The 20,447-nt window shown below is 72.7% G+C and carries 15 protein-coding genes; 8 read left to right on the plus strand and 7 right to left on the minus strand.

Annotated features, from left to right (window positions below):
• Nucleotides 1–9: 9 nt before the first annotated feature.
• Genes ACOKM3_RS34375 through ACOKM3_RS34390 form a run of 4 tightly spaced genes read left to right on the plus strand, consistent with a single transcriptional unit; the run spans nucleotide 10 to nucleotide 5,664 of the window.
• Nucleotides 10–651 (plus strand): isochorismatase family protein, encoded by a 642-nt coding sequence (locus ACOKM3_RS34375; protein WP_426905128.1) that lies wholly within the window; start codon nucleotides 10–12, stop codon nucleotides 649–651.
• A complete protein-coding gene (locus ACOKM3_RS34380) occupies nucleotides 648–887 on the plus strand; it encodes a phosphopantetheine-binding protein (protein WP_426905129.1) in 240 nt (79 codons plus the stop codon). The genes ACOKM3_RS34375 and ACOKM3_RS34380 overlap by 4 nt, the downstream gene beginning before the upstream one ends.
• Nucleotides 884–4,774, plus strand: a complete 3,891-nt coding sequence (locus ACOKM3_RS34385) for an amino acid adenylation domain-containing protein (protein WP_426905130.1) — start codon at nucleotides 884–886, stop codon at nucleotides 4,772–4,774. Before ACOKM3_RS34380 ends, ACOKM3_RS34385 begins: the two co-directional genes overlap by 4 nt.
• A 56-nt stretch (nucleotides 4,775–4,830) precedes the next feature.
• Nucleotides 4,831–5,664 (plus strand): class I SAM-dependent methyltransferase, encoded by an 834-nt coding sequence (locus ACOKM3_RS34390; protein WP_426905131.1) that lies wholly within the window; start codon nucleotides 4,831–4,833, stop codon nucleotides 5,662–5,664.
• 16 nt (nucleotides 5,665–5,680) lie between these two features.
• Here ACOKM3_RS34390 and ACOKM3_RS34395 read toward each other — a convergent pair whose 3' ends face one another.
• The 5 genes from ACOKM3_RS34395 to ACOKM3_RS34415 all read right to left on the minus strand — a co-directional run bounded on the left by ACOKM3_RS34395 (nucleotide 5,681) and on the right by ACOKM3_RS34415 (nucleotide 11,250).
• Entirely contained in the window at nucleotides 5,681–7,603 is a 1,923-nt protein-coding gene (locus ACOKM3_RS34395) for a dipeptide ABC transporter ATP-binding protein (RefSeq protein WP_426905132.1), read from the minus strand.
• Nucleotides 7,600–8,454: an ABC transporter permease gene (locus ACOKM3_RS34400; RefSeq protein ID WP_426905133.1), complete on the minus strand. Its 855-nt coding sequence runs from the start codon at nucleotides 8,452–8,454 to the stop codon at nucleotides 7,600–7,602. The genes ACOKM3_RS34395 and ACOKM3_RS34400 overlap by 4 nt, the downstream gene beginning before the upstream one ends.
• A gap of 8 nt (nucleotides 8,455–8,462) precedes the next feature.
• Entirely contained in the window at nucleotides 8,463–9,407 is a 945-nt protein-coding gene (locus ACOKM3_RS34405; protein ID WP_426905134.1) for an ABC transporter permease, read from the minus strand.
• Between the two features lie 2 nt (nucleotides 9,408–9,409).
• Nucleotides 9,410–11,002, minus strand: coding sequence for an ABC transporter substrate-binding protein (locus ACOKM3_RS34410; protein ID WP_426905135.1), 1,593 nt, complete (start codon nucleotides 11,000–11,002; stop codon nucleotides 9,410–9,412).
• A 161-nt stretch (nucleotides 11,003–11,163) separates the two neighbouring features.
• Nucleotides 11,164–11,250 (minus strand): putative leader peptide, encoded by an 87-nt coding sequence (locus ACOKM3_RS34415; protein ID WP_426906971.1) that lies wholly within the window; start codon nucleotides 11,248–11,250, stop codon nucleotides 11,164–11,166.
• A gap of 512 nt (nucleotides 11,251–11,762) precedes the next feature.
• On the opposite strand from ACOKM3_RS34415, the gene ACOKM3_RS34420 reads away from it, so the two are divergent.
• Complete coding sequence (locus tag ACOKM3_RS34420) at nucleotides 11,763–12,737, plus strand: TauD/TfdA dioxygenase family protein (protein ID WP_426905136.1); 975 nt, start codon at nucleotides 11,763–11,765, stop codon at nucleotides 12,735–12,737.
• Between the two features lie 45 nt (nucleotides 12,738–12,782).
• Here ACOKM3_RS34420 and ACOKM3_RS34425 read toward each other — a convergent pair whose 3' ends face one another.
• Together ACOKM3_RS34425 and ACOKM3_RS34430 are read right to left on the minus strand one after the other, a co-directional pair.
• Entirely contained in the window at nucleotides 12,783–13,190 is a 408-nt protein-coding gene (locus tag ACOKM3_RS34425) for a CoA-binding protein (protein WP_426905137.1), read from the minus strand.
• A 128-nt stretch (nucleotides 13,191–13,318) separates the two neighbouring features.
• Nucleotides 13,319–15,289, minus strand: coding sequence for an APC family permease (locus tag ACOKM3_RS34430; RefSeq protein ID WP_426905138.1), 1,971 nt, complete (start codon nucleotides 15,287–15,289; stop codon nucleotides 13,319–13,321).
• Nucleotides 15,290–15,439: 150 nt separating this feature from the next.
• Between ACOKM3_RS34430 and ACOKM3_RS34435 the strand changes: the two genes are divergently transcribed.
• From ACOKM3_RS34435 to ACOKM3_RS34445, 3 genes are all read left to right on the plus strand, one after another.
• Nucleotides 15,440–16,060 (plus strand): YigZ family protein, encoded by a 621-nt coding sequence (locus ACOKM3_RS34435; RefSeq protein WP_426905139.1) that lies wholly within the window; start codon nucleotides 15,440–15,442, stop codon nucleotides 16,058–16,060.
• 112 nt (nucleotides 16,061–16,172) lie between these two features.
• Nucleotides 16,173–17,339, plus strand: coding sequence for an exonuclease SbcCD subunit D (locus tag ACOKM3_RS34440; RefSeq protein ID WP_426905140.1), 1,167 nt, complete (start codon nucleotides 16,173–16,175; stop codon nucleotides 17,337–17,339).
• Nucleotides 17,336–20,383, plus strand: a complete 3,048-nt coding sequence (locus ACOKM3_RS34445) for an AAA family ATPase (protein ID WP_426905141.1) — start codon at nucleotides 17,336–17,338, stop codon at nucleotides 20,381–20,383. The genes ACOKM3_RS34440 and ACOKM3_RS34445 overlap by 4 nt, the downstream gene beginning before the upstream one ends.
• Nucleotides 20,384–20,447 lie beyond the last annotated feature (64 nt).

Consider the following 20,447-nt stretch of genomic DNA (forward strand, 5'->3'; position numbering starts at 1 on the left):
CCCCCCACCATGGCCCTGCCCGCCATCGCCGCCTACCCGCTCCCGACCCCCGAGGAGCTCCCCGCGAACCGTGTCCACTGGACCGTCGACACGGACCGCGCCGTGCTGCTCGTGCACGACCTCCAGCACCACTTCCTCGCCAAGTACCCGCAGGGCGAACAGCCGTTGACCGGCATGCTCGACAACACCGCCCGGCTGCTCAAGGAGAGCCGCGGGCTCGGCATCCCCGTCTACTACTCCGCGCAGCGTGGCGGCCAGACGCCCGAGGAGCGTGGCCTCCAGCTCGACTTCTGGGGGCCCGGCGTCGCCGACGACCCAGCCGTCCTCGCCATGCCCGAGGCCGTGGCACCCGAGGACGGTGACACCGTCCTCACCAAGTGGAAGTACAGCGCGTTCGTCCGCACCCAACTAGAGGAACTGATGCGGGAGTCGGGCCGCGACCAGCTCGTGATCGTGGGTGTGTACGCGCACATCGGCGTCATGATCAGCGCCGCCGACGCGTGGATGCGGGACATCCAGGCGTTCGTCGTCGCCGACGCCGTCGCCGACTTCACCCGCGAGGACCACGACATGGCGCTGCGCTGGGCCGCGGGCCGCTGCGCCGTCGTCACCACCACCGACACGTTCATCGAGGAGGTACGGGCCGCATGACCACGCTCACCGTTCAGAAGATCCGCGAGGACGTCGCCGACTGCCTGGGCGAGGACGACCCCGCCGAGATACCCCTCGACGAGAACCTCGTCGACTACGGGCTCGACTCCGTGCGCGTCATGACCCTCCTCGAGCGCTGGCGCAGGGACCACGGCGCCGAGGCCTCGTTCGTCGACCTCGCCGAGCAGCCGGCCATCGAGGCCTGGGTGAAGATCCTGGGGGTGGCCGCCTCATGACCGCACTGATCAGCGAGCCCACCGAGGCCCGTGACCTCGTGCTGCCGCTCACCTCCGCCCAGTACGGCATGTGGTTCGCGCAGGCCCTCGACCCGCTCAGCCCCGCGCAGAACACCGCCGAGTACCTGGAGATCGACGGCGACCTCGACCCGGAGCTCTTCGCCGAGGCGTTGCGCCGGGTCGTCGCCGAGGCCGACGCGCTGCGCGTCCGCGTCGAGGACACCGCCGACGGGCCGCGCCAACGGGTGTGCGGAAGCGTCGAGTTGCCGCTGACGGTGCGCGAGGACCTGAGCGAGGACGAGGCCCTGGCGTGGATGCGCGCCGACCTCGCCGAGCCGTGCGACCTGAGCACCGGGCCGCTGTTCGGGCACGCCCTGTTCCGTGTGGGGGAGCGGCGCTGGCTCTGGTACCAGCGCATCCACCACCTCGTCATCGACGGCTTCGGCTACTCCCTGCTCGTCGGCCGAACGGCCGCGATCTACACGGCACTTGTGCGTGGTGAGGACCCCGGCCCGCGCGCCTTCGAGACGCTCGCCGACCTGCTGGCCGTCGACGCCGAGTACCGCGCCTCCGATGCCTTCGCCGCCGACCGCGCGCACTGGGGTGAGGCCTTCGCCGACCGCCCCGAGGCGCCCCGGCTCGCGGGGCGCGGCGCGCTGCCGTCCCGCACCTTCCACCGCCGTACGACACGGATCGCACCGGAGACGACCGAGCGGCTCAAGGAACTCGCCGCGAGCACCCGAGCCACCTGGCCCGACGTCCTCATCGCCGCGCAGGCCCTCTACACCTCCCGCGCCACGGGCCGCTCGGACGTCGTCCTCGGCCTGCCGATGATGGGCCGGATGGGCTCGGTCGCGCTGCGCGTCCCCGGCATGGTGATGAATGTGCTGCCGCTGCGGCTGACCGTCACTCCGGAGGCCACGTTCACGGAACTCGTCCGCCAAGTCGTCCTCGGTGTACGGAAGGTGCGCCGCCACCAGCGCTACCGCTACGAGGACATCCGCCGCGACCTCGGCCTGCTCGGCGAGAGCCGGGGCCTGGTCGGGCCGCTCGTCAACGTCATGCCGTTCGACTACGGCGCCGGGTTCGCGGGCGCCCCGGCCCGCGCCCACAACCTGTCGGCGGGCCCCGTCGACGACCTGACGGTCAACATCTACGACCGCGCCGACGGCCGCGGCCTGCGCATCGACCACGACGGCAACCCGGCCCTCTACGAGGACGAGGACCTCGCCGCGCACCAGAACCGGTTCCTCGACCTCCTGGGCCGCCTCGCCGAGACCGACCCGGGGGCCCCGCTCGCCGCGCACACCATCGCCACGCCCGCCGAACTCTCCCTGGTCCTCGACGAGTTCAACCGGACCGAACGGGCCCTGCCGCCCACCACCCTCATCGGCCCCATCGAGGCGCAGGCCACCCGTACCCCCGACGCGACCGCGCTCGTGTACGACGGGACGGTGCTCACGTACGCACAACTCAACGTGCGGGCCAACCAGTTGGCGCGCCATCTGCAAGCGCTGGGCGCGGCTCCGGGCCGCCTCGTCGCGGTCTCCGTGCCGCGCTCGGCAGAGCTGATCGTGACGCTGCTCGCCGTCCTCAAGTCCGGTGCCGCGTATCTGCCGCTCGATCCGGACTACCCGGAGCAGCGCCTCACGTACATGCTCCAGGACGCCGAACCCGTCTGCGCCGTCACCGACGTCGCGGACCGTCTCCCGGGCGACGCGGGCACACCGCTGGTCGTCCTCGAAGGGCTCGACCTCTCCGCGTACGCCACCGTCGACCCCGGTCGCGCGCTCACCCCCGCCCACCCCGCGTACGTCATCTACACCTCGGGCTCGACCGGCCGGCCCAAGGGCGTCGTCGTCGCGCACTCCGCGATCGACAACCGGCTGCGCTGGATGCAGCACGAGTACGGCATCGGGGCGGCGGACGTCGTGCTGCAAAAGACACCGTCCTCGTTCGATGTGTCGGTGTGGGAGTTCTTCTGGCCGCTGCGCGAGGGCGCGACACTCGTCGTCGCCGAGCCGGGCGGCCACAAGGACCCGGCGTATCTCGCCCGGATCATCCGCCAACAGGCGGTCACCACCTGCCACTTCGTGCCGTCGATGCTCCAGGTGTTCCTCGCGGAACCGGACGCCGGTTCGTGCGCGGGCGCGCTGCGCCGCGTCTTCTGCAGCGGCGAGGCCCTGCCCCGCGAGACGGCGAACGCGTTCGCGCGGACTCTCCCCGGCGTGGCACTGCACAACCTGTACGGCCCGACGGAGGCCGCCGTCGACGTCACGTACCACGCGTGCGAGCCGTCCGGAGCGGGCCCCGTGCCCATCGGCCGCCCGGTGTGGAACACCCGCCTGTACGTCCTCGACCCGGCCGGGCAGCCGTGCCCGCCCGGCGTGATCGGCGAACTGCACCTGGCGGGACGTCAGTTGGCGGACGGGTATCTGAACCGGCCCGAGCTGACGGACGAGCGCTTCGTGCCCGACCCCTTCCGTGGCGGCGGCCGTATGTACCGCACCGGCGACCTCGCCCGCTGGACCGGGCGCGGCGAGGTCGAGTATCTCGGCCGCACCGACCACCAGGTCAAACTGCGCGGGCAGCGCATCGAACTCGGCGAGATCGAGGCCGAGTTGGCGGCGCTGGAGGGCGTCGACGGTTCGTGTGCGCTGGTCCTCGACGACCGCCTCGTCGGATACGTGACCGGGGCCTCGCTCGACCCCGCACAGATGCGCGCCGCGCTCTCCCGGACCCTGCCCGAGCACATGGTGCCCTCCGCGATCGTGCCGCTCGACGCGTTCCCGCTCAGCCCCAACGGCAAGCTGGACCGCCGCGAACTCCCCGCGCCCGTGTTCGAGGGAAGCGGAACGGGACGCCGCCCGTCGACCCCGCGCGAGGAGACGCTCACCCGCCTCTTCGCCGAAGTCCTCGACGCCGAAGGGACGGGCCCCGACGACGCCTTCTTCGACCTGGGCGGCACCTCGCTGCTCGCGGTGCGGCTCGTCAACCGGGTCCGCGAGGAACTGGGCGCGGAGCTGACCATCGGCTCGCTCTTCGCATCCCCCACACCGGCGGCGCTCGCGGCCCGCATCGACGACGCGTCACCGGTGTCCACGGACGCCCTCGGTGTCGTGCTGCCGCTGCGCCGCGAGGGCTCCCGCCCACCGCTCTTCGCGATCCACCCGGCGGGCGGCATCTCCTGGTGCTACGCGGGCCTGACCGCACGCCTCGACCGGGACCAGCCCGTCCACGGACTCCAGGCGCGCGGCCTCACCTCGGACGATCCGCTGCCGGGCACCCTGTGGGAGCAGGCGGCCGACTACGTGGACGAGATCCGCCGGATCCGCCCGCACGGCCCGTACCGGCTCATCGGCTGGTCGGTCGGCGGCATCCTCGCGCACACGGTCGCCGTGCTGCTCCAGGAGGCCGGCGAACAGGTCGAACTCCTCGCGCTGCTCGACGCGTTCCCGGCGGAACAGTGGCGTGAACGCCCCGCCCCCGAGGAGGGCGACGCACTCACGGCCGTACTGCGCATGGCGGGCTTCGAGCGCACCGACGAGGACACACGCGAGGACGTCCTGGCCACCCTGCGCAAGGCGGGCAGCCCCCTCGCGGGCCTCAAGGACAGCACGCTCTCGCGGATCGTCGACATCGTCCCCAACCACGCCCGCATGATGCGCGCCCACGAACACCGCCGCTACGAGGGCGACGTCCTGTTCTTCACGGCGGCCGCACCTCGTCCCGAGAACTGGCTGACCCGCGAGGCCTGGCGCCCGCACATCACGGGCCGGATCACCAACCACGACCTGCCGTGCACCCACCCGGAGCTGCTCAAGGAGGAGTACGTGGAGCGGATCGCGGAGGCCCTCGCGTACCGGTTGAAGGAGCTGGCCGACTGACGGACGCGTACCGGTTGAAGGAGCTGGCCGACTGGCGGACGCGTACCGTGCGGCAGGTGACCGACACCGACCGCGAACGCCTGCGCGACACCTTCAACCAGGACGCCGAACTCTACGACCGCGCCCGCCCCGGCTACCCGCCCCGCATGTTCGACGACCTCGCCGAACTGGCCGGGGCGGGGCCGGGGTGCCGCGTGCTGGAGATCGGATGCGGCACGGGGAAGGCGACCGTGCCGCTGGCCGAGCGGGGCTGCCGGGTCGTCGGTGTGGAGCTGGGCGCGGAGATGGCGGCCGTGGCGCGCCGCAAGCTCCCCGACGCGACCGTCGACGTGGCGATCGACGTGGCGGCCTTCGAGGACTGGCCGCTGCCGCCCGACCCCTTCGACCTCGTCCTCGCCGCGACCTCCTTCCACTGGATCGACCCCGCCGTGCGCATCGCCAAGAGCGCGGACGCGCTGCGCCCCGGCGGCACCCTCGCCACCGTGTCGACCCACCACGTCGCGGGCGGCACCGAGGACTTCTTCGCCGAGGCCCAGCACTGCTACCTGCGCTTCGACCCGACGACCCCGCCGGGCCTGCGCCTCACCCCGGCCGCCGACATCCCGTACGACAGCCAGGAGGCGCCGAACCGGAACGTCGAACAGGGCAACGCGGCGCTCCCCGGCGCCGACCGTTTCGAGCCGCCCGTCTTCCGCCGCTACGAACGCGAGCTCACCTACCGCACCGCGGACTACCTCGACCTGCTGTGCACCTTCTCCGGCACGCTCGCCCTCGACCCGCCCGCCCGCGCCGGACTGCTCGCCTGCATCGGCACGCTCATCGACACGCGCTACGGCGGCCGGGTCACGAAGCGCTACCTGACCGAACTCCGCCTCGCCGTACGGCGTTAGGGCCCCGTCCCCGGTGTCACGCGGCGGGAACTCGCTGCGCCGCCGCCGGGACCGGGTCCGGTACCGCCGCCAAGAGGGCCTGCGTGTACGGGTCTTGGGGGCGCTCGCACACCTCGTCCGCGGGCCCCGTCTCGACGATCCGGCCTTGGTGCATGACCGCGACACGATGGCTGACCTGCCGCACGACCGCCAGATCATGGGCGATGAACAGCAGGGCCAGACCGAGGTCCCGCTGGAGGTCGGACAGCAGGTTGACGATCTGCGCCTGCACGGACACGTCGAGCGCCGAGACGGGTTCGTCGCAGATCAGGACGGACGGCTCGGGCGCCAGGGCACGGGCGATGCCGACGCGCTGGCGCTGGCCGCCGGAGAAGGCGCGCGGCAGCCGGTCGGCGGCGGCCGCGTCCAGGCCGACAAGCTCCAGGAGTTCGGCGACGCGGGCCCGGCGGGCCGTGCGCTCCGGCTGGAGTCCGTGCACGAGCAGCGGCTCGCCGATGATGTCGCCGACCGTCATACGCGGATTGAGCGAGGCGTACGGGTCCTGGAAGACGAGCTGCACCTCGCGGCGCAGCGCCCGCAGGCCCGCGCGGGAGGGCCGGGTGACATTCCCGCCGCGCAGCGTGATCGTCCCGGCGTCGGCCGGGTGGGCGTGGGCGAGCATCCGGGCGAGGGTGGACTTGCCTGACCCGGACTCACCGACGACGCCGAGCGTTTCCCCCGCGTCCAGCCGCAGCGACACATCATCGACGGCGACGACCGGCTGCCGCCGCCCGCTCCGCCCGCGCCCCCGGAACTCCTTGCGCAGCCCGGTGGCCGCGAGGAGCGGAGCTCCGACACCTTGGGGAAGATCGGCCTCCAGCTCAACGTCCAACTCCGCCTCGCGGCGCGCCAGTACGGCCAACCCGTCGCGCTTCCGAGGCACGTCGCCGGACACACCGCTCACCTCATCCGGATGCCGGCACGCCACCAGATGCCCGCCCTCCGGCCCCGCCTCCAGCACCGGAACCGCCACCCCGCACTCCGTATCCGCAAACGCACAGCGCGGAGCGAACGCGCAGCCGACCAGCGGAAGCGAGAGGTCGGGCGGCGCGCCCGGGATCCCGGTGAGCCGGGTACCGGACGGCGCGGACAGCCGCGGCACGGCGGCGAGCAGTCCACCGGTGTACGGATGGCGGGGCCGGGTGAGGACCCGGTCCGTGGGGCCGTCCTCCACGACGGAGCCGCCGTACATCACCAGGACCCGCTCGCAGGTGCGCGCGACGACACCCATGTTGTGGGTGATGAGGACGAGCGCCGTGCCCGATTCTTCGTTGAGCCTGGTCACCAGGGACAGGATCTGCTTCTGCACGGTCGCGTCGAGCGCGGTGGTCGGCTCGTCGGCGAGGAGCACGTCCGGCTCGTTGGCCAGCGCCATCGCGATGAGGACACGCTGGCGCTGGCCGCCGGAGAACTGGTGCGGATGGTCGTCGAGGCGGCGCCGCGGGTCGGGGATGCCGACCAGGCCGAGGAGTTCCTCGGCGCGGGCCCGGCGGGCGGCGCGGTTCCCGCCGCCGTGCGCCCGCAGCACGTCGTCGAGCTGGGCACGGACGGACAGCACCGGGTTGAGCGAGGTCATCGGGTCCTGGAAGACCATCCCGATCCGCGCGCCGCGCACTGCCCGCAGCTCCCGCTCGCCCGCGGTGGTCAGCTCGGTGCCGTCGAGGCGCACGGAACCGGCGGTGATCCGCCCTGTGCCGGGCAGCATTCGGGTCAGCGCGAGCGCGGTCGTCGACTTGCCCGAGCCGGACTCGCCGACCACGGCGAGGGTCTCGCCGCGCCGCAGGGTGAAGGACACGTCCCGTACGGCGTGCACGGTCCTGCCGTCCGGGGCGGGGAAGTCGACGCTGAGGCCGCGCACGTCGAGCAGCGGCGGGGTCGGCCGGGTCGGCGGCGGTGTCATCGGCGGATCTCCCGGTTCAGGGCCTCGGCCAGCAGGGAGAGGCCGAGGACGAGGAAGGTGACGGCGAGCAGCGGCCCGGCGGCGAAGGAGGGGGACTGGGCGAGGTAGGGGAGCGCCTGGTTGAGGATGCCGCCGAGGGTGGGCGCGGGCGGGCGGACGCCGACCCCGAGGAAGCTCATGGCGCCCTCCAGGAAGACGGCGACGGTGAGCGAGACGGCGATCTGCACGACCAGCGGATCGGCGCAGTTGGGCAGGATGTGCCGCAGCACCAGGCGGGCCCGGCCGGTGCCGCCAAGGCGGGCGGCGACGGCGTACTCGCGGGTCCGCTGGACGAGGATCCCGGCTCGCAACTGCCGCCCGAACACCGGGACTTCAGCCAGCGCGATGACGATGATGACGGGCAGTCGGCCGGGCCCGAGCACGGCCGTGATGGTGAGCGCGAGGATCAGCCCCGGGAAGGCGAGGATCAGGTCGAAGGCCCGCTGCACCACCGTGTCGAGCACGGGGTGCGCCGCGGCGAGCAGGGCGACGGCGCAGCCGAGGAGCGCGCCGAGCGGCACCGCGAGCGCGATCACCGCGAGGTCGGTGCGGATGCCGTACAGCACCCGGCTCAACAGGTCCCGGCCCAGGTCGTCGGTGCCGAGCGGATGCCCGGGGCTGCCGGGGCCCGCGAGCGCCTGGCCGCTCTGCGCGGTCGGGCCGTGCGAGGCGAGCAGCGGCGCGAGCAGCCCGGCGAGGACGACCAGGCCGATCAGGGTCAGGCCGATACGGACGCGGGTGGAGCCGAGCGCGGCGACGTAGGGAGGCGTCGGGCCGGGCTTGCGCACCCGTGGAAGGGACAGTGTGGTCATGGCAGCGGTCACTCCCACCGGATGCGCGGGTCGAGCAGGGCGTAGAGCAGGTCCGTCAGGAGTTGCACGAGGACGAAGACGGCCACGAGGAGCAGCAACAGGTCCTGGACGACGGGGTAGTCGCGGCGGGTCAGCGCCTGCTCGGCGAGCTGGCCGAGCCCCGGCCAGGCGAAGATCGCCTCCACCAGGACGGCGCCGCAGAGGAGATGGCCGATCTGCATGCCGAGCAGGGTGACGACGGGCGGCAGGGCGCTCGGCAGCGCGTGCCGCCACAGCACCCGGCGCGGCGCCACGCCGGCCGCCGTGGCGGTGCGCACGTAGTCCTCGGCGAGCGCGCGTTCGAGGCCGTCCCCGAGGTAGCGGCCGAGCACGGCCGCGCTGGGCAGGGCGAGGCACAGGGCGGGCAGCAGCAGGTACTGCAACTCCAGGTCGGGTGCGTCGAAGAGGCCGATCCGGCCGCCGGCGGGCAGCACACGGAGCCCCACCGCGAAGACCAGCACCAGCAGCACACCCGTCACGAAGGGCGGCACGGCGAGGGCGGCGGTGGTCAGGGCCCGTACAACCGCCCGTACCGGCCCCCGCCGCGAGGTCGCGCCGAGCACGCCGAACAGCAGGGCGAGCACGACGGTGAAGAAGAGGGCGCCCAGGGTGAGTTCGACGGTGGCGCCGAGCCCGTCGCCGATCAGGTCGGAGACCTCCCCGCCGATGGCGTACGACGGGCCGGGATCGCCGCGGAGCAGGTCGCCGATCCAGGTCGCGTACTGCGCCAACAGGGGTTCGTCCAGGCCGAGTTGGCCTCGGATCGCGGCGACGGACGCCGGGCTCGCGTCGGGTCCGGCGAGCACCTCGGCGGGGTCGCCGGGGACGAGCCGCAGGATGGCGAAGATGAGGAAGGAGGCGAGGAGCAGCACCAGAAACGCAGAGGGCAGCTTCTTGAGGAGATGACGGGACATGTTCACACCAGGTACGCGTCGTCGAGGTCGAGATACGAGAACTTCGTGAGCCGCGGCCCGTGCAGCTCCTTGGCGGCGACCTGCACCGCGCCCTGGACGGCGAGGTCGATGATGAACGCCTCGTCGAGCAGCAGGTCCGAGATCCTCTGGTAGCGGCCGAGCGCCCGGGCTCCGCTGGGATCCTTGTGCCGCCAGGCGTCCTGGACGGCCTCCGTGTACTCATCGGAGCGGTAACCCGAGGTGTTCTTGGCCTCGTTGAAGGGGTACGCGCTGACGGCCAGGGTCGCGGGCTGCACCTGCGCGAAGCCGTGGCCGTTGATCCAGAGGGTCGGCATGGTGCCCGAGATCAGCTTCTTCTGGAACGAGGCCGGGTCGGACGGCTCCAACTCGGTGCGGATACCGATCTGTTGGAGGTCGTACTGGACGATCTCGGCGATGGAGGTGTGCAGCGGCGTGGTCGGATGGCCGAGCGGCAGGGTCCGCTTCGTCGACACGCCGGAGGACTTCAGCAGCTGTCTGGCCCTGCCGGGATCGTGCGTGTAGTGGGTGCGGTCGGCCTCGCTGTAGGCGGGCGATGAGCGGGGCCAGGGGGCGGCGGAGGCGAGCCCGTAGCCGCCGAGGGCCTGCTTCACGACGCGGTCGCGGTCGACGGCCCAGGCGACGGCCTGCCTGAACTCCCGTGAGTCGGCCGGGGTTTCGTGCACGGAGGCGCCGACGTACACGGCGCCGTTGCCGGTGCTGTACTGCTTGATCGTGAAGTTCGCGTTGCTCTGCAGGGTCGCGAGGTGCTTGCCCGACGCGTGGTACGAGAGGTGGACCTGGCCGGAGCGCAGCGCGGACAGCAGGGCGTCGGGCTGTGTGTAGAGGCGGAGCTCGACGGCGTCCAGGTAGGGGCGGCCCGGTATCCAGTACGTGTCGTTGCGGGTGAGGCTCAGGGAGGTCCCCGGCCGCCACTCCTTGAAGCGGAACGGGCCCGTGCCGTTGAACTTGGTGCCCTTCACGGCCTCGTCGACGGTGTGCCGATCCGTGATGATCATGAATTCGAAGAGGTCGAAGAGATTGCTCACGGGGTGCGCCAGCTTCAGCACCAGCTCGTGCTCGCCACGCTTCTCGAATCCGGTCACCGCCTTCGCGGTGGCCGCCAACTGGGCCGAGCGCTCCGGCTTCTTGAGATTCTCCACGGCGAACACCACATCGTCCGAGGTGAACTTCCGCCCGTCGTGGTACGTCACGTCGTCCCGCAGCTTCAGCGTGATGCTCCTGCCGTCGGCGGCGTACTCCCATGAAGTGGCCAGCTCCGGCCGGGGTTTGAGCTCGTCGTCGTAACGGATCAGGGCGTTGTAGAGCAGCCGGTTCTGCAACGACTCACCGCTCTGCGTGTACAGCAGCGCGGGGGTGAAGTCCTGGTTGATGCCGATGGTGAGCCTGCCGCCGCGCCGCGGTCCTGCCGCCGCCGCGTTCTCCTGCGCGGACACGGCCGACCGACAGCCGGCGAGCCCGCCGCCCGTGCCGAGGAGAAGGGTGCCGGCGCCCGCGGCGCGCAGGGCGGTGCGCCGCGACAGCGGATCCGGGGGCGGGGAGGGGCGTGTGCGCATGGCGGGGTACCTGTTCGTTTCGCTGCGGCGGGAGGGAGCGGCCCGTGCCGGGGCGCGGCGTACGGCGTGCGTGATCACGCGCTCGGCGGCACGGGAAGGGGCGGGCCGGGGGACGGGCCCGATGTGATCAGCGGTGCGTGCTGGTCAGAGGCGCGTGCTGGTCAGCGGCGGACGGCACAGATCGCGCTGGCCTGTCGACAGAGGTCGACGTGCCGGCGGCAGCTGAGGTGCGGCAGGTCCGGGATCACGCGCAGCAGAATGGCAGGGGTCGCGCGGAGGGGTCAACAGCCGTTGTGGCGGCCGGAGTTGCGGGTGTGGCGGGGGTATTGCGGCCGCATTGCCGCAAGCTTGCGGCGCGCCTGTGAGCAGCGGATTCACTGTCGCGTCGGCGGCCGTGGCGAGAAGCGCGGCCGGTCCAGCATGTGGGAACACATGTCACACGCATTGCAGGGTCGTGAAGCGATCCGGCGGAGCCTTGACCGGCTCTCGGGCCGCTGGCCAAGCTCCTGTTCATGACCGCGACGACGATGCAGCTCGTGACGCGGCTCCACGTCGACCTGGAGCACCCGGCACCGTCGGCGTGTCCGCGCCGCTGCCGCCCGGCACCGTTCGCGTGTCCGTGCCGCTGACGCTCGCGACCTGCATCTCCCGCTCCCGTACACCGCGGTCTCCGCCCCTTGTGCTCGCCCCGTGCCGCAGCCTGCCTGCCGCCCTGGGCGGTGGCGAAGACCGCCCACCCACCCAGTGAAGGGGTCCCGTCATGACGTCCACCGCACCCGCCGCGGCCACCGCGCAGACCGCATCCGAAGTCACCGTTCAGAAGGTCGGCGGCCGACTCGGCGCCGTGCTCTCCGGCGTCCGCCTCGGGGGAGACCTGGACGAGGCCACCGTGGCCGCCGTCCGGGCCGCGATCCTGGAACACAAGGTCGTCTTCTTCCGCGACCAGGACCACCTCGACGCCGGGAGCCACGAGGCGTTCGCCCGCCTCCTCGGCACCCCGGTCGCCCACCCCACCGTCCCGTCCGTCGACGGCCGCTACGCGCTCGGCATCGACAACGAGCACGGCGGGCGCGCCAACCAGTGGCACACCGACGTCACGTTCGTGCCCGCGTACCCCGCCTTCTCCATCCTGCGCGCCGAGGTCGTCCCGCCGTACGGCGGGAACACCCTGTGGTCCAACACCGCGGCCGCGTACGCCGAACTCCCGGAACCCCTGCGGGTGTTGGCCGACAGCCTGCGCGGCGTGCACACCAACGACTACGACTACGCGGCCGCCCGCCCGGAGGCCCCCTCCGCGGCGCTCGAACAGCACCGCAAGGTGTTCACGGCGACCAAGTTCCAGACCGAGCACCCGGTCGTGCGCGTGCACCCGGAGACCGGCGAACGCACGCTGATCCTCGGCAACTTCCTCCAGAAGCTCACCGGCTTCAATGCCCGCGACTCGCGTGCGCTGATCGGCATCCTCCAGTCGCACGTCGAGCGCCCGGAGAACACGGTCCGCTGGCAGTGGCGCGCCGGCGACGTCGCCATCTGGGACAACCGGGCCACCCAGCACTACGGCGTGGACGACTCCGACGCCCACACCCGCACCCTGCGCCGCGTCACCATCGACGGCGACGTCCCGGTCGGCGTGGACGGCCGCCGCTCGACGCTGCTGCTGCCCGAGGCGGTCCCGGAGCCCGAGTACGGCATCGCCTCCGGCGCCTCGACGGACGGGGTGTTCGCGCAGGCGTAGGGCCTGTCTTCAAAACTCCCGTCCCGAGCGGAGGGAGGGGAGGGGTCAGCCGAGGCGCGGGATCTCGATGGCCGGGCACTTGTCCATCACCATGGAGATCCCCGCGGCCCGCGTCCGCTCGTACGCCGACTCGTCGACGACGCCCAGCTGGAACCAGACCGCCTTCGCGCCGATCGCGGCGGCCTCGTCGGCGACCGGGCCCGCGAGGTCGCTGTTGACGAAGACGTCGACCACGTCGACGGGGAAGGGGATGTCCGCGAGCGAGGCGTAGCCCTGCTCGCCGTGCACGGTCTCCGCCTTCGGATGCACCGGCACGATCCGCTTGCCGAAGCGCTGGAGCACGTCGGCCACTCCGTAGGCGGCGCGGGACTTGTTCGAGGAGAGGCCGACCACCGCCCAGGTGTCCCCGGTCTCGGTGAGGATCTTGCGGACCGTGTCTTGATCGCCGTACATGGGACCTCCTGGGGCGGGACGTTTCTTCGTAGCGGGACGATTCTTCGTACGTGACGCTTCTTCGTACGCGACGCTTCTTCTTACGGACAGGACAACTCCCCGCGCGGCGCGGGGATTCCGGGGAGGGCTCAGCCCACGTGCACGCGCGGGCGGCGCTCCGGGGCGGGTTCCGCGCGGCGGAGCACCTCGCGGGTGACCGGGGCGACCTCGCCGTCGCCGAACACCAGGAAGCGCAGCAGGTGGCCGACGGGGTGGCCCTCGGTCCAGTTGAAGTAGGCGTGCGGGACGCTGCCGGTGCGGTCGCGCAGGTCCATGAGGACGGCGGCTGCCGTGTTCGGGACGCCGGGGCCGCGCACCCGCAGCCGGCGCACGCCGTGCTTCTCGTCGCCGTGGACGAGCAGGTCCTCGGTGAAGTCGGAGGAGTCCTGGATGAAGACCTCCAGGAACAGCACCCGGCCGTCGTCCGGCATGGGCGTGTCCTCGCGCTGGCAGTGCTCCTTGTCGCGGTACTCCGCGGTGGTGTGTTCCTGCGGCTCGTTCGCGATGATCCGCAGCGGGCCCTGCGCCGCCGCCTCGTCGATCAGGCGCAGCGCCGTCTCGTCGTACGTGACCGCGCCCGCGCGCAGTTCGAAGGCGCGGTGGACGCGGGAGGCGAAGGAGGTGAGGAGGATCGCCGCGATGAAGATGATGGCGATCTTGATGCCGTCGGGACGCTCCACGACGTTCGTGACCAGGGTGTAGGCGAAGACCGCCGTGATCGCGCCGAAGCCGATCGTCGACTTGCGGTGGCCGCGCCGGTGCACCGCGACCGTCGAGGCGAACGACGCGGAGAGCATGAGTACCAGCACGCCGGTCGCGTACGCGCCGGACTGGTCGTCGACGTTGGCGTTGAACCAGAGCGTGATGAAGACCGCGGCCGCCATGAAGACGAGGACCAGCGGGCGCACGGCCCGCGTCCACTCGGGAGCCATGCCGTAGCGGGGCAGATAGCGGGGGACCAGATTGAGCAGGCCCGCCATCGCGGAGGCGCCCGCGAACCACAGGATGGCGATCGTCGAGATGTCGTAGACGGTGCCGAAGCCCTCGCCGAGGTAGGCGTGCGCGAGATACGCGAGCGCGCGCCCGTTCGCCGAACCACCCGCCTCGAACTCGTGCTGCGGGATCAGGATCGTGGTGGCGAGGCTGGACAGCAGCAGAAAACAGCTCATGATCAGCGCGGCCGTCGTGAGCAGCTTGCGGGTGTCGCGGATCCGCCCCGCCGGCTTCGCGTACGTGTCCGTGGAGTCGCCCTGGACCTGCGGCATCACGGCCACGCCCGTCTCGAAGCCGGACATGCCGAGCGCCAGCTTCGGGAACACGAGCAGCGCGACGCCGATCATCATGAACGGTGAGGAGTGCTCGGCCGTCATGGCGTCCCACCAGTTGCCGATCTTGACCGGCTCGGTGAACACATGGGCGGCCGCCGTGATCAGTACGACGATGTTGAGCGTCAGATACGCGGCGACCAGGACCACCGCGACGCGGATCGCTTCCTGGAAGCCCTTGAGGAAGACCGTGCCGAGCGCCGCCAGCAGCGCGAGCGTGATCCAGGTGTTCTCACCGTGCAGCCCGGCAGGGGCGAACGGATTCTCCACGACGTGCGCCGCCGCGTCCGCCGCCGAGAGCGTCATCGTGATCATGAAGTCGGTGGCGGCGAAGCCGAGCAGCACGAGGACGAACAGCTTCCCGGCCCACCAGGGCAGGAGCCGCTCCAGCATCGCGATCGACCCCTCGCCGTGCGGCGACTCCTTCGCGACCCTGCGGTACACCGGCAGGGCGCCCAGCAGGGTGAGCGCGATCAGGACGAGCGTCGCGAGCGGAGACAGCAGTCCCGCGGCGAGCGCCGCGATGCCCGGCTGATAGCCGAGCGTGGAGAAGTAGTCCACACCCGTCAGACACATCACGCGCCACCACTTGTGGCCCTTGTGCTCCTCGGGGGCATGCCCGTGCGGACCCTGGTGGCGGGCCGTCTGCTCGCTCAGCCCCTCCAGCAGCCAGGAGCGGAAACGGCTCGTGGAGGCGGCGGGGGCGGCAGGGCTCTCGGCCTGGATGCCGGTCATGTGCGGTGCTTCCTGGTCGGGCGACTCGGACGACTTGGGTGACTCGGACGACGTGGGTGACGTCCGGGACGACGAGCGAGTATCCACCACATCGTCACCTGTGCCCCGGGCGGGGGCGAGTCCTGTGTCACCTGCGCATACGCTGGCCCGATGCAGGACGAGTACCGCACGGTGGCCCGCGAGGGCGTGCACGAGACAGAGATCAGCCGCTCCCGGTTCCTGTGCGCGCTCGCGCCCGCCGCGACGGAGGAGGAGGCCCAGGCCTTCGTCGCGCGCGTCCGCAAGGAACACCCGACGGCCAACCACAACTGCTACGCGTACGTCATCGGGGCCGACGCCTCCGTACAGAAGGCGAGCGACGACGGCGAGCCGGGCGGCACGGCGGGCGTGCCGATGCTGCAGATGCTCACGCGGCGCGACATGCGCTACGTCGTCGCCGTGGTCACCCGCTACTTCGGTGGCGTGAAGCTCGGCGCCGGCGGTCTCATCCGCGCCTACGGAGGCGCGGTGGGCGAGGCCCTCGACGCGCTCGGCACGGTGACGCGGCGCCGCTTCCGCCTCGCCACCGTGACGGTCGACCACGCGCGCGCGGGCAAGATGGAGAACGACCTGCGGTCCACCGGGTGCGAGGTCCGTGACGTCCGCTACGGAGAGGCGGTCACCATCGAGATCGGCCTCCCGGAGTCGGACGTCGACCGCTTCCAGGGCTGGCTCGCGGACGCGACGGCGGGCACGGCGGGCTTCGAACTGGGCGGGGAGGCGTACGGGTGACCGTTCAAGCCCCGTGTGCCACTGCGACCGCAACAAGAGAAGCGGCTCCCGCAACAGGCCCCCCGGCCATAACCACCCGCCATGTCAGACCCACCCGTTAGCCTCGTGTGACATGAGGCTGCTCCACACATCCGACTGGCACCTGGGCCGCTCGTTCCACCGCGTGAACATGCTCGACGCCCAGGCCACCTTCATCACCCACCTCGTCGACACCGCCCGCGAGCGCGGCGTCGACGCCGTGGTCGTGTCGGGTGACGTGTACGACCGCGCGGTCCCGCCCCTCGCGGCCGTGGAGCTGTACGACGACGCCCTGCACCGCCTCGCCGAGCTCGGCGTGCCCACCGTGATGATCTCCGGGAACCACGACTCGGCCCGCCGCCTCGGCGTGGGCGCGGGCCTCATCGGCCGGGCCGGCATCCATCTGCGTACGGCACCGGCCCGCTGCGGCGAGCCGATCGTGCTGCCGGACGCGCACGGCGACGTCGCGTTCTACGGACTGCCCTACCTCGAACCGGCCCTGGTCAAGGACGAGTTCGGGGTGGCGAAGGCCGGGCACGAGCAGGTGCTCGCCGCCGCCATGGAGCGTGTGCGGGACGACCTCGCCGCGCGCCCGGCCGGCACCAGGTCCGTCGTCCTCGCGCACGCCTTCGTGACCGGGGGCGCGCCCAGTGACAGCGAGCGGGACATCACGGTGGGCGGCGTCTCGGCGGTCCCGTCCGGTGTCTTCGACGGGGCGGACTACGTGGCGCTCGGGCATCTGCACGGCAGCCAGGTCATCAGCGACCGGGTCCGCTACTCGGGCTCCCCGCTGCCGTACTCGTTCTCGGAGGCGGACCACCGCAAGAGCATGTGGCTGATCGACCTCGACGCCGAGGGCGCGGTCACCGCCGAGCGCCTCGACTGCCCGGTGCCGCGCCCGCTGGTCCGCCTCCGCGGCGACCTCGAGGACCTCCTCGCCGACCCGGCCCTCGACCGGCACGAGGAGTCGTGGGTGGAGGCGACGCTCACGGACGCGATCCGGCCGGACGACCCGATGGCCCGCCTCACCGACCGGTTCCCGCACACCCTCAGCCTGCTCTTCGACCCTCTCCGTACGGACGACGAGGAGCCGGACGCCAGCTACGCCGAGCGCCTCAAGGGGCGCGACGACCACGAGATCGCGGAGGACTTCGTGACCCACGTCCGGGGCGCAGGGCCCGACGAGAGCGAGCGGGTGGTGCTGCGGGCCGCGTTCGACGCCGTACGCGCGGACGATGTGGTGCGCGAGGTGGCCAGGTGAGGCTGCACACACTCACGATCACGGCGTTCGGCCCCTTCGGTGCCACGCAGAAGGTCGACTTCGACGACCTGTCGGCGGCGGGACTCTTCCTCCTCCACGGGCCGACCGGCGCGGGCAAGACCTCCGTCCTCGACGCGGTCTGCTACGCGCTGTACGGGTCCGTGCCCGGCGCCCGGCAGAGCGGCAGCGGCCAGGGGCAGAACCTGCGCAGCGACCACGCGGAGGCGGGCGTGCGCACCGAGGTGGCCCTCGACCTGACCGTCGCGGGACGCCGCCTGGAGATCACCCGGCAGCCGCCCTTTGCCCGCCCCAAGAAGCGCGGCACAGGCTTCACCACGGAGAAGGCGCAGAGCTGGCTGCGCGAGTACGACGCCGTGGCGGCGAAGTGGAAGGACCTCAGCCGCTCCCACCAGGAGATCGGCGAGGAGATCACGCAGCTGCTCGGCATGAGCAAGGACCAGTTCTGCCAGGTGGTCCTCCTCCCGCAGGGCGACTTCGCGCGCTTCCTGCGGGCCGACGCGGAGGCCCGCGGCAAGCTGCTCGGCCGGCTCTTCGACACGCACCGGTTCGCCGCGGTGGAGCAGCGGCTCGCCGAGGACCGCAAGGCGGCGCAGAAGCAAGTGGCCGCCGGGGACTCGGAGTTGCTGGCGGACGCCCACCGTATGCAGCAGGCGGCGGGGAACGTCGTGGAGCTGGACCCCGTGGACGCGACGCCGGGCGACCCCGGTATCGCGGACGCCGTCCTGACCTGGGCGGCGACGGCCCGCTCGACCGCGCGCGAACACTTCACGCACGCCCATCTCGCCCTGGACGCGGCCGAGTCGGCGCGGATCGCGGCGCAGCACGACCTGTCGGACGTGACGGAGACGCACCGCCTGCAACTCCGCTTCGCGCAGGCCCGCGAGCGGGAGGCGGCCCTGGAGGAACGGTCCGGGGAACACCGCGCCCTCCAGGACCGGATGGAGCGCGCCCGCAAGGCGGCGACGGTGGAACCGGCGCTGGCCCTCCGGGACGAGTCGGAGGCGGCGCATCGGGAGGCGTTGGCGGAGGACCGGCGGGCCCGGGGGGAGCTGGAGGCCCACGGTACGGCGGCCCACGGTGAGGCCTCGGCGGCCGGGAAGGTGCCGGCCTCGCCGGAAGCGCTCACCGAAGCCGCCCGGCGTGTCGCTCAAGAGCTCGGGGGGCTCGACGCGGCGCGCCGGGCCGAGCGGCGGCTCGCCGAGCTCACGCGGGAGCGCACCGACCTCGACCGCGAGGAGCGCGCCGACACCGACCTGCTCGCCGACACCGAAGGCTGGCTCGACGGCTGGGAGGCCCGCCGCGCCGACCTCCAGGCCAAGGTCGACGAGGCCCAGGAGGCCGCCACCCGCGCCGAACACCTCGCGGGACAGCTGGAACCGGCCCGCAAGCAGGCCCGCGCCGCCGTCGAGCGCGACCGGCTCGCCGAGCGCGCCGAGACCGCCGACGCCGACGCGCTGCGGGCCCGCGAGCAGTCGGCGACCGCCCACGAGCACTGGCTCGGCCTGAAGGAGCAGCGGCTGCGCGACGTCGCCGCCGAACTCGCCGAGGCCCTCGTCGACGGCGAGCCTTGCACCGTCTGCGGCGCCAGCGAACACCCCGCGCCCATGCGGAAGTCCGAGGGACACGTCGACCGGGCCGCCGAGGAGTCCGCGCTCGCCGCCTACCGCGCCGCCGACGAGCGCCGCACCCGGGCCGAGCGCGCCCTGGGCGACGTACGGGAGGAACTGGCGGCGGCGAGGGCCGCGGCAGGGGAGGCGCCCGCCGCGCAACTCGCCGAGACGGCCCGCGAATTGGCGGAGCGACACGCCGAGGCGCACGCCCTCGCGTCTACCGCGCATCCCGCCCGCGAGACCCTCGCCCGCGCCGACGGCGAGCGCGACCGCCGCCTCGCGGCCCGCCAGGAGGCCGCGCAGCGCACCGCCGCCCGCACCTCGCTGCGTGACGCCCTGGACCGCGAACAGGCAGGTCTGGAGCGAGAGTTGGTGAAGGCGCGGGGCACCGCCGAGAGCGTCGAGGCGCGCGCGGAGCAGTTGGAGCAGCAGGGCGCGCTGCTCACCGAGGCCGCCGACGCGGCCCGCGCCGTCGAGGACACGGCGCGGCGCCTCAAGGAATCGGACGCGCGACTCGCCGACGCGGCGTTCCGGGCCGGGTTCGACACGCCGGAGGCCGCGGCCGCCGCACTGCTCGACGACGCCCGGCACCGCGAGCTCCAACACCGCCTGGACGCCCGGCAGTCGGAGGAGGCCGCCGTGCGCGCGGTGCTCGCCGAGGAGGACACCGCCGAGGCCGCCCGGAGACCCGCGGCCGACGTCGACGCGGCCCGGGCCGCCGCGCAGGCCGCCGACGCGCGCGTACGGACGGCCGGATCGGCGCGCGACGAGGCCCAGCGGCGCTGTGCCGAACTCGACCGGCTCTCGCGCCGCGTCGCCACTGAGGTCCGCCGCCTCGGCCCGCTGCGCGAGACGTACGACCGGGTGGCCCGGCTCGCCTCCCTCGCGGCCGGCACCGCCGCCGACAACGAGCGCAAGATGCGCCTGGAGTCGTACGTGCTGGCCGCCCGCCTGGAGCAGGTGGCGGCCGCCGCGACCGCACGCCTGCGCCGGATGTCCTCGGGCCGCTACACCCTGGTGCACTCCGACTCCCTTGCGGGGCGCGGCCGTTCGGGCCTCGGCCTGCACGTCGTCGACGCGTGGACGGGCCGCGAGCGCGACACGGCGACGCTCTCCGGCGGTGAGACGTTCTTCGCCTCGCTCGCCCTGGCGCTCGGCCTCGCGGACGTCGTCACGGACGAGGCGGGCGGCGTCCGCCTCGACACCCTCTTCATCGACGAGGGCTTCGGCAGCCTCGACGACCAGACCCTCGACGAGGTCCTCGACGTCCTCGACTCCCTGCGCGAGCGGGACCGCAGCGTCGGCATCGTGAGCCACGTCGGCGATCTGCGGCGCCGGGTGCATGCGCAGCTGGAGGTCGTGAAGGGGCGGGAGGGATCGGTGGTGCGGCAGCGCGGGGTCCAACAGGCGTGACCCGCGAGGGCGTCAGCGTCGTGTCGGCGGGGCTGGATTTGCTGAGCCGGTCGGATCGCCCCCG

The organism is Streptomyces nidicola, from assembly GCF_050106155.1.
Taxonomy (GTDB): domain Bacteria; phylum Actinomycetota; class Actinomycetes; order Streptomycetales; family Streptomycetaceae; genus Streptomyces.

Excerpts from the sequence above, each read along its gene's own strand:
- ACOKM3_RS34400 (WP_426905133.1), bottom strand. The coding sequence starts at position 8,454 with ATGACCACACTGTCCCTTCCACGGGTGCGCAAGCCCGGCCCGACGCCT.
- ACOKM3_RS34385 (WP_426905130.1), top strand. The coding sequence starts at position 884 with ATGACCGCACTGATCAGCGAGCCCACCGAGGCCCGTGACCTCGTGCTG.
- ACOKM3_RS34435 (WP_426905139.1), top strand. The coding sequence starts at position 15,440 with ATGCAGGACGAGTACCGCACGGTGGCCCGCGAGGGCGTGCACGAGACA.
- ACOKM3_RS34380 (WP_426905129.1), top strand. The coding sequence starts at position 648 with ATGACCACGCTCACCGTTCAGAAGATCCGCGAGGACGTCGCCGACTGC.
- ACOKM3_RS34440 (WP_426905140.1), top strand. The coding sequence starts at position 16,173 with ATGAGGCTGCTCCACACATCCGACTGGCACCTGGGCCGCTCGTTCCAC.
- ACOKM3_RS34425 (WP_426905137.1), bottom strand. The coding sequence starts at position 13,190 with ATGTACGGCGATCAAGACACGGTCCGCAAGATCCTCACCGAGACCGGG.
- ACOKM3_RS34420 (WP_426905136.1), top strand. The coding sequence starts at position 11,763 with ATGACGTCCACCGCACCCGCCGCGGCCACCGCGCAGACCGCATCCGAA.
- ACOKM3_RS34395 (WP_426905132.1), bottom strand. The coding sequence starts at position 7,603 with ATGACACCGCCGCCGACCCGGCCGACCCCGCCGCTGCTCGACGTGCGC.
- ACOKM3_RS34410 (WP_426905135.1), bottom strand. The coding sequence starts at position 11,002 with ATGCGCACACGCCCCTCCCCGCCCCCGGATCCGCTGTCGCGGCGCACC.
- ACOKM3_RS34375 (WP_426905128.1), top strand. The coding sequence starts at position 10 with ATGGCCCTGCCCGCCATCGCCGCCTACCCGCTCCCGACCCCCGAGGAG.
- ACOKM3_RS34430 (WP_426905138.1), bottom strand. The coding sequence starts at position 15,289 with ATGACCGGCATCCAGGCCGAGAGCCCTGCCGCCCCCGCCGCCTCCACG.
- ACOKM3_RS34405 (WP_426905134.1), bottom strand. The coding sequence starts at position 9,407 with ATGTCCCGTCATCTCCTCAAGAAGCTGCCCTCTGCGTTTCTGGTGCTG.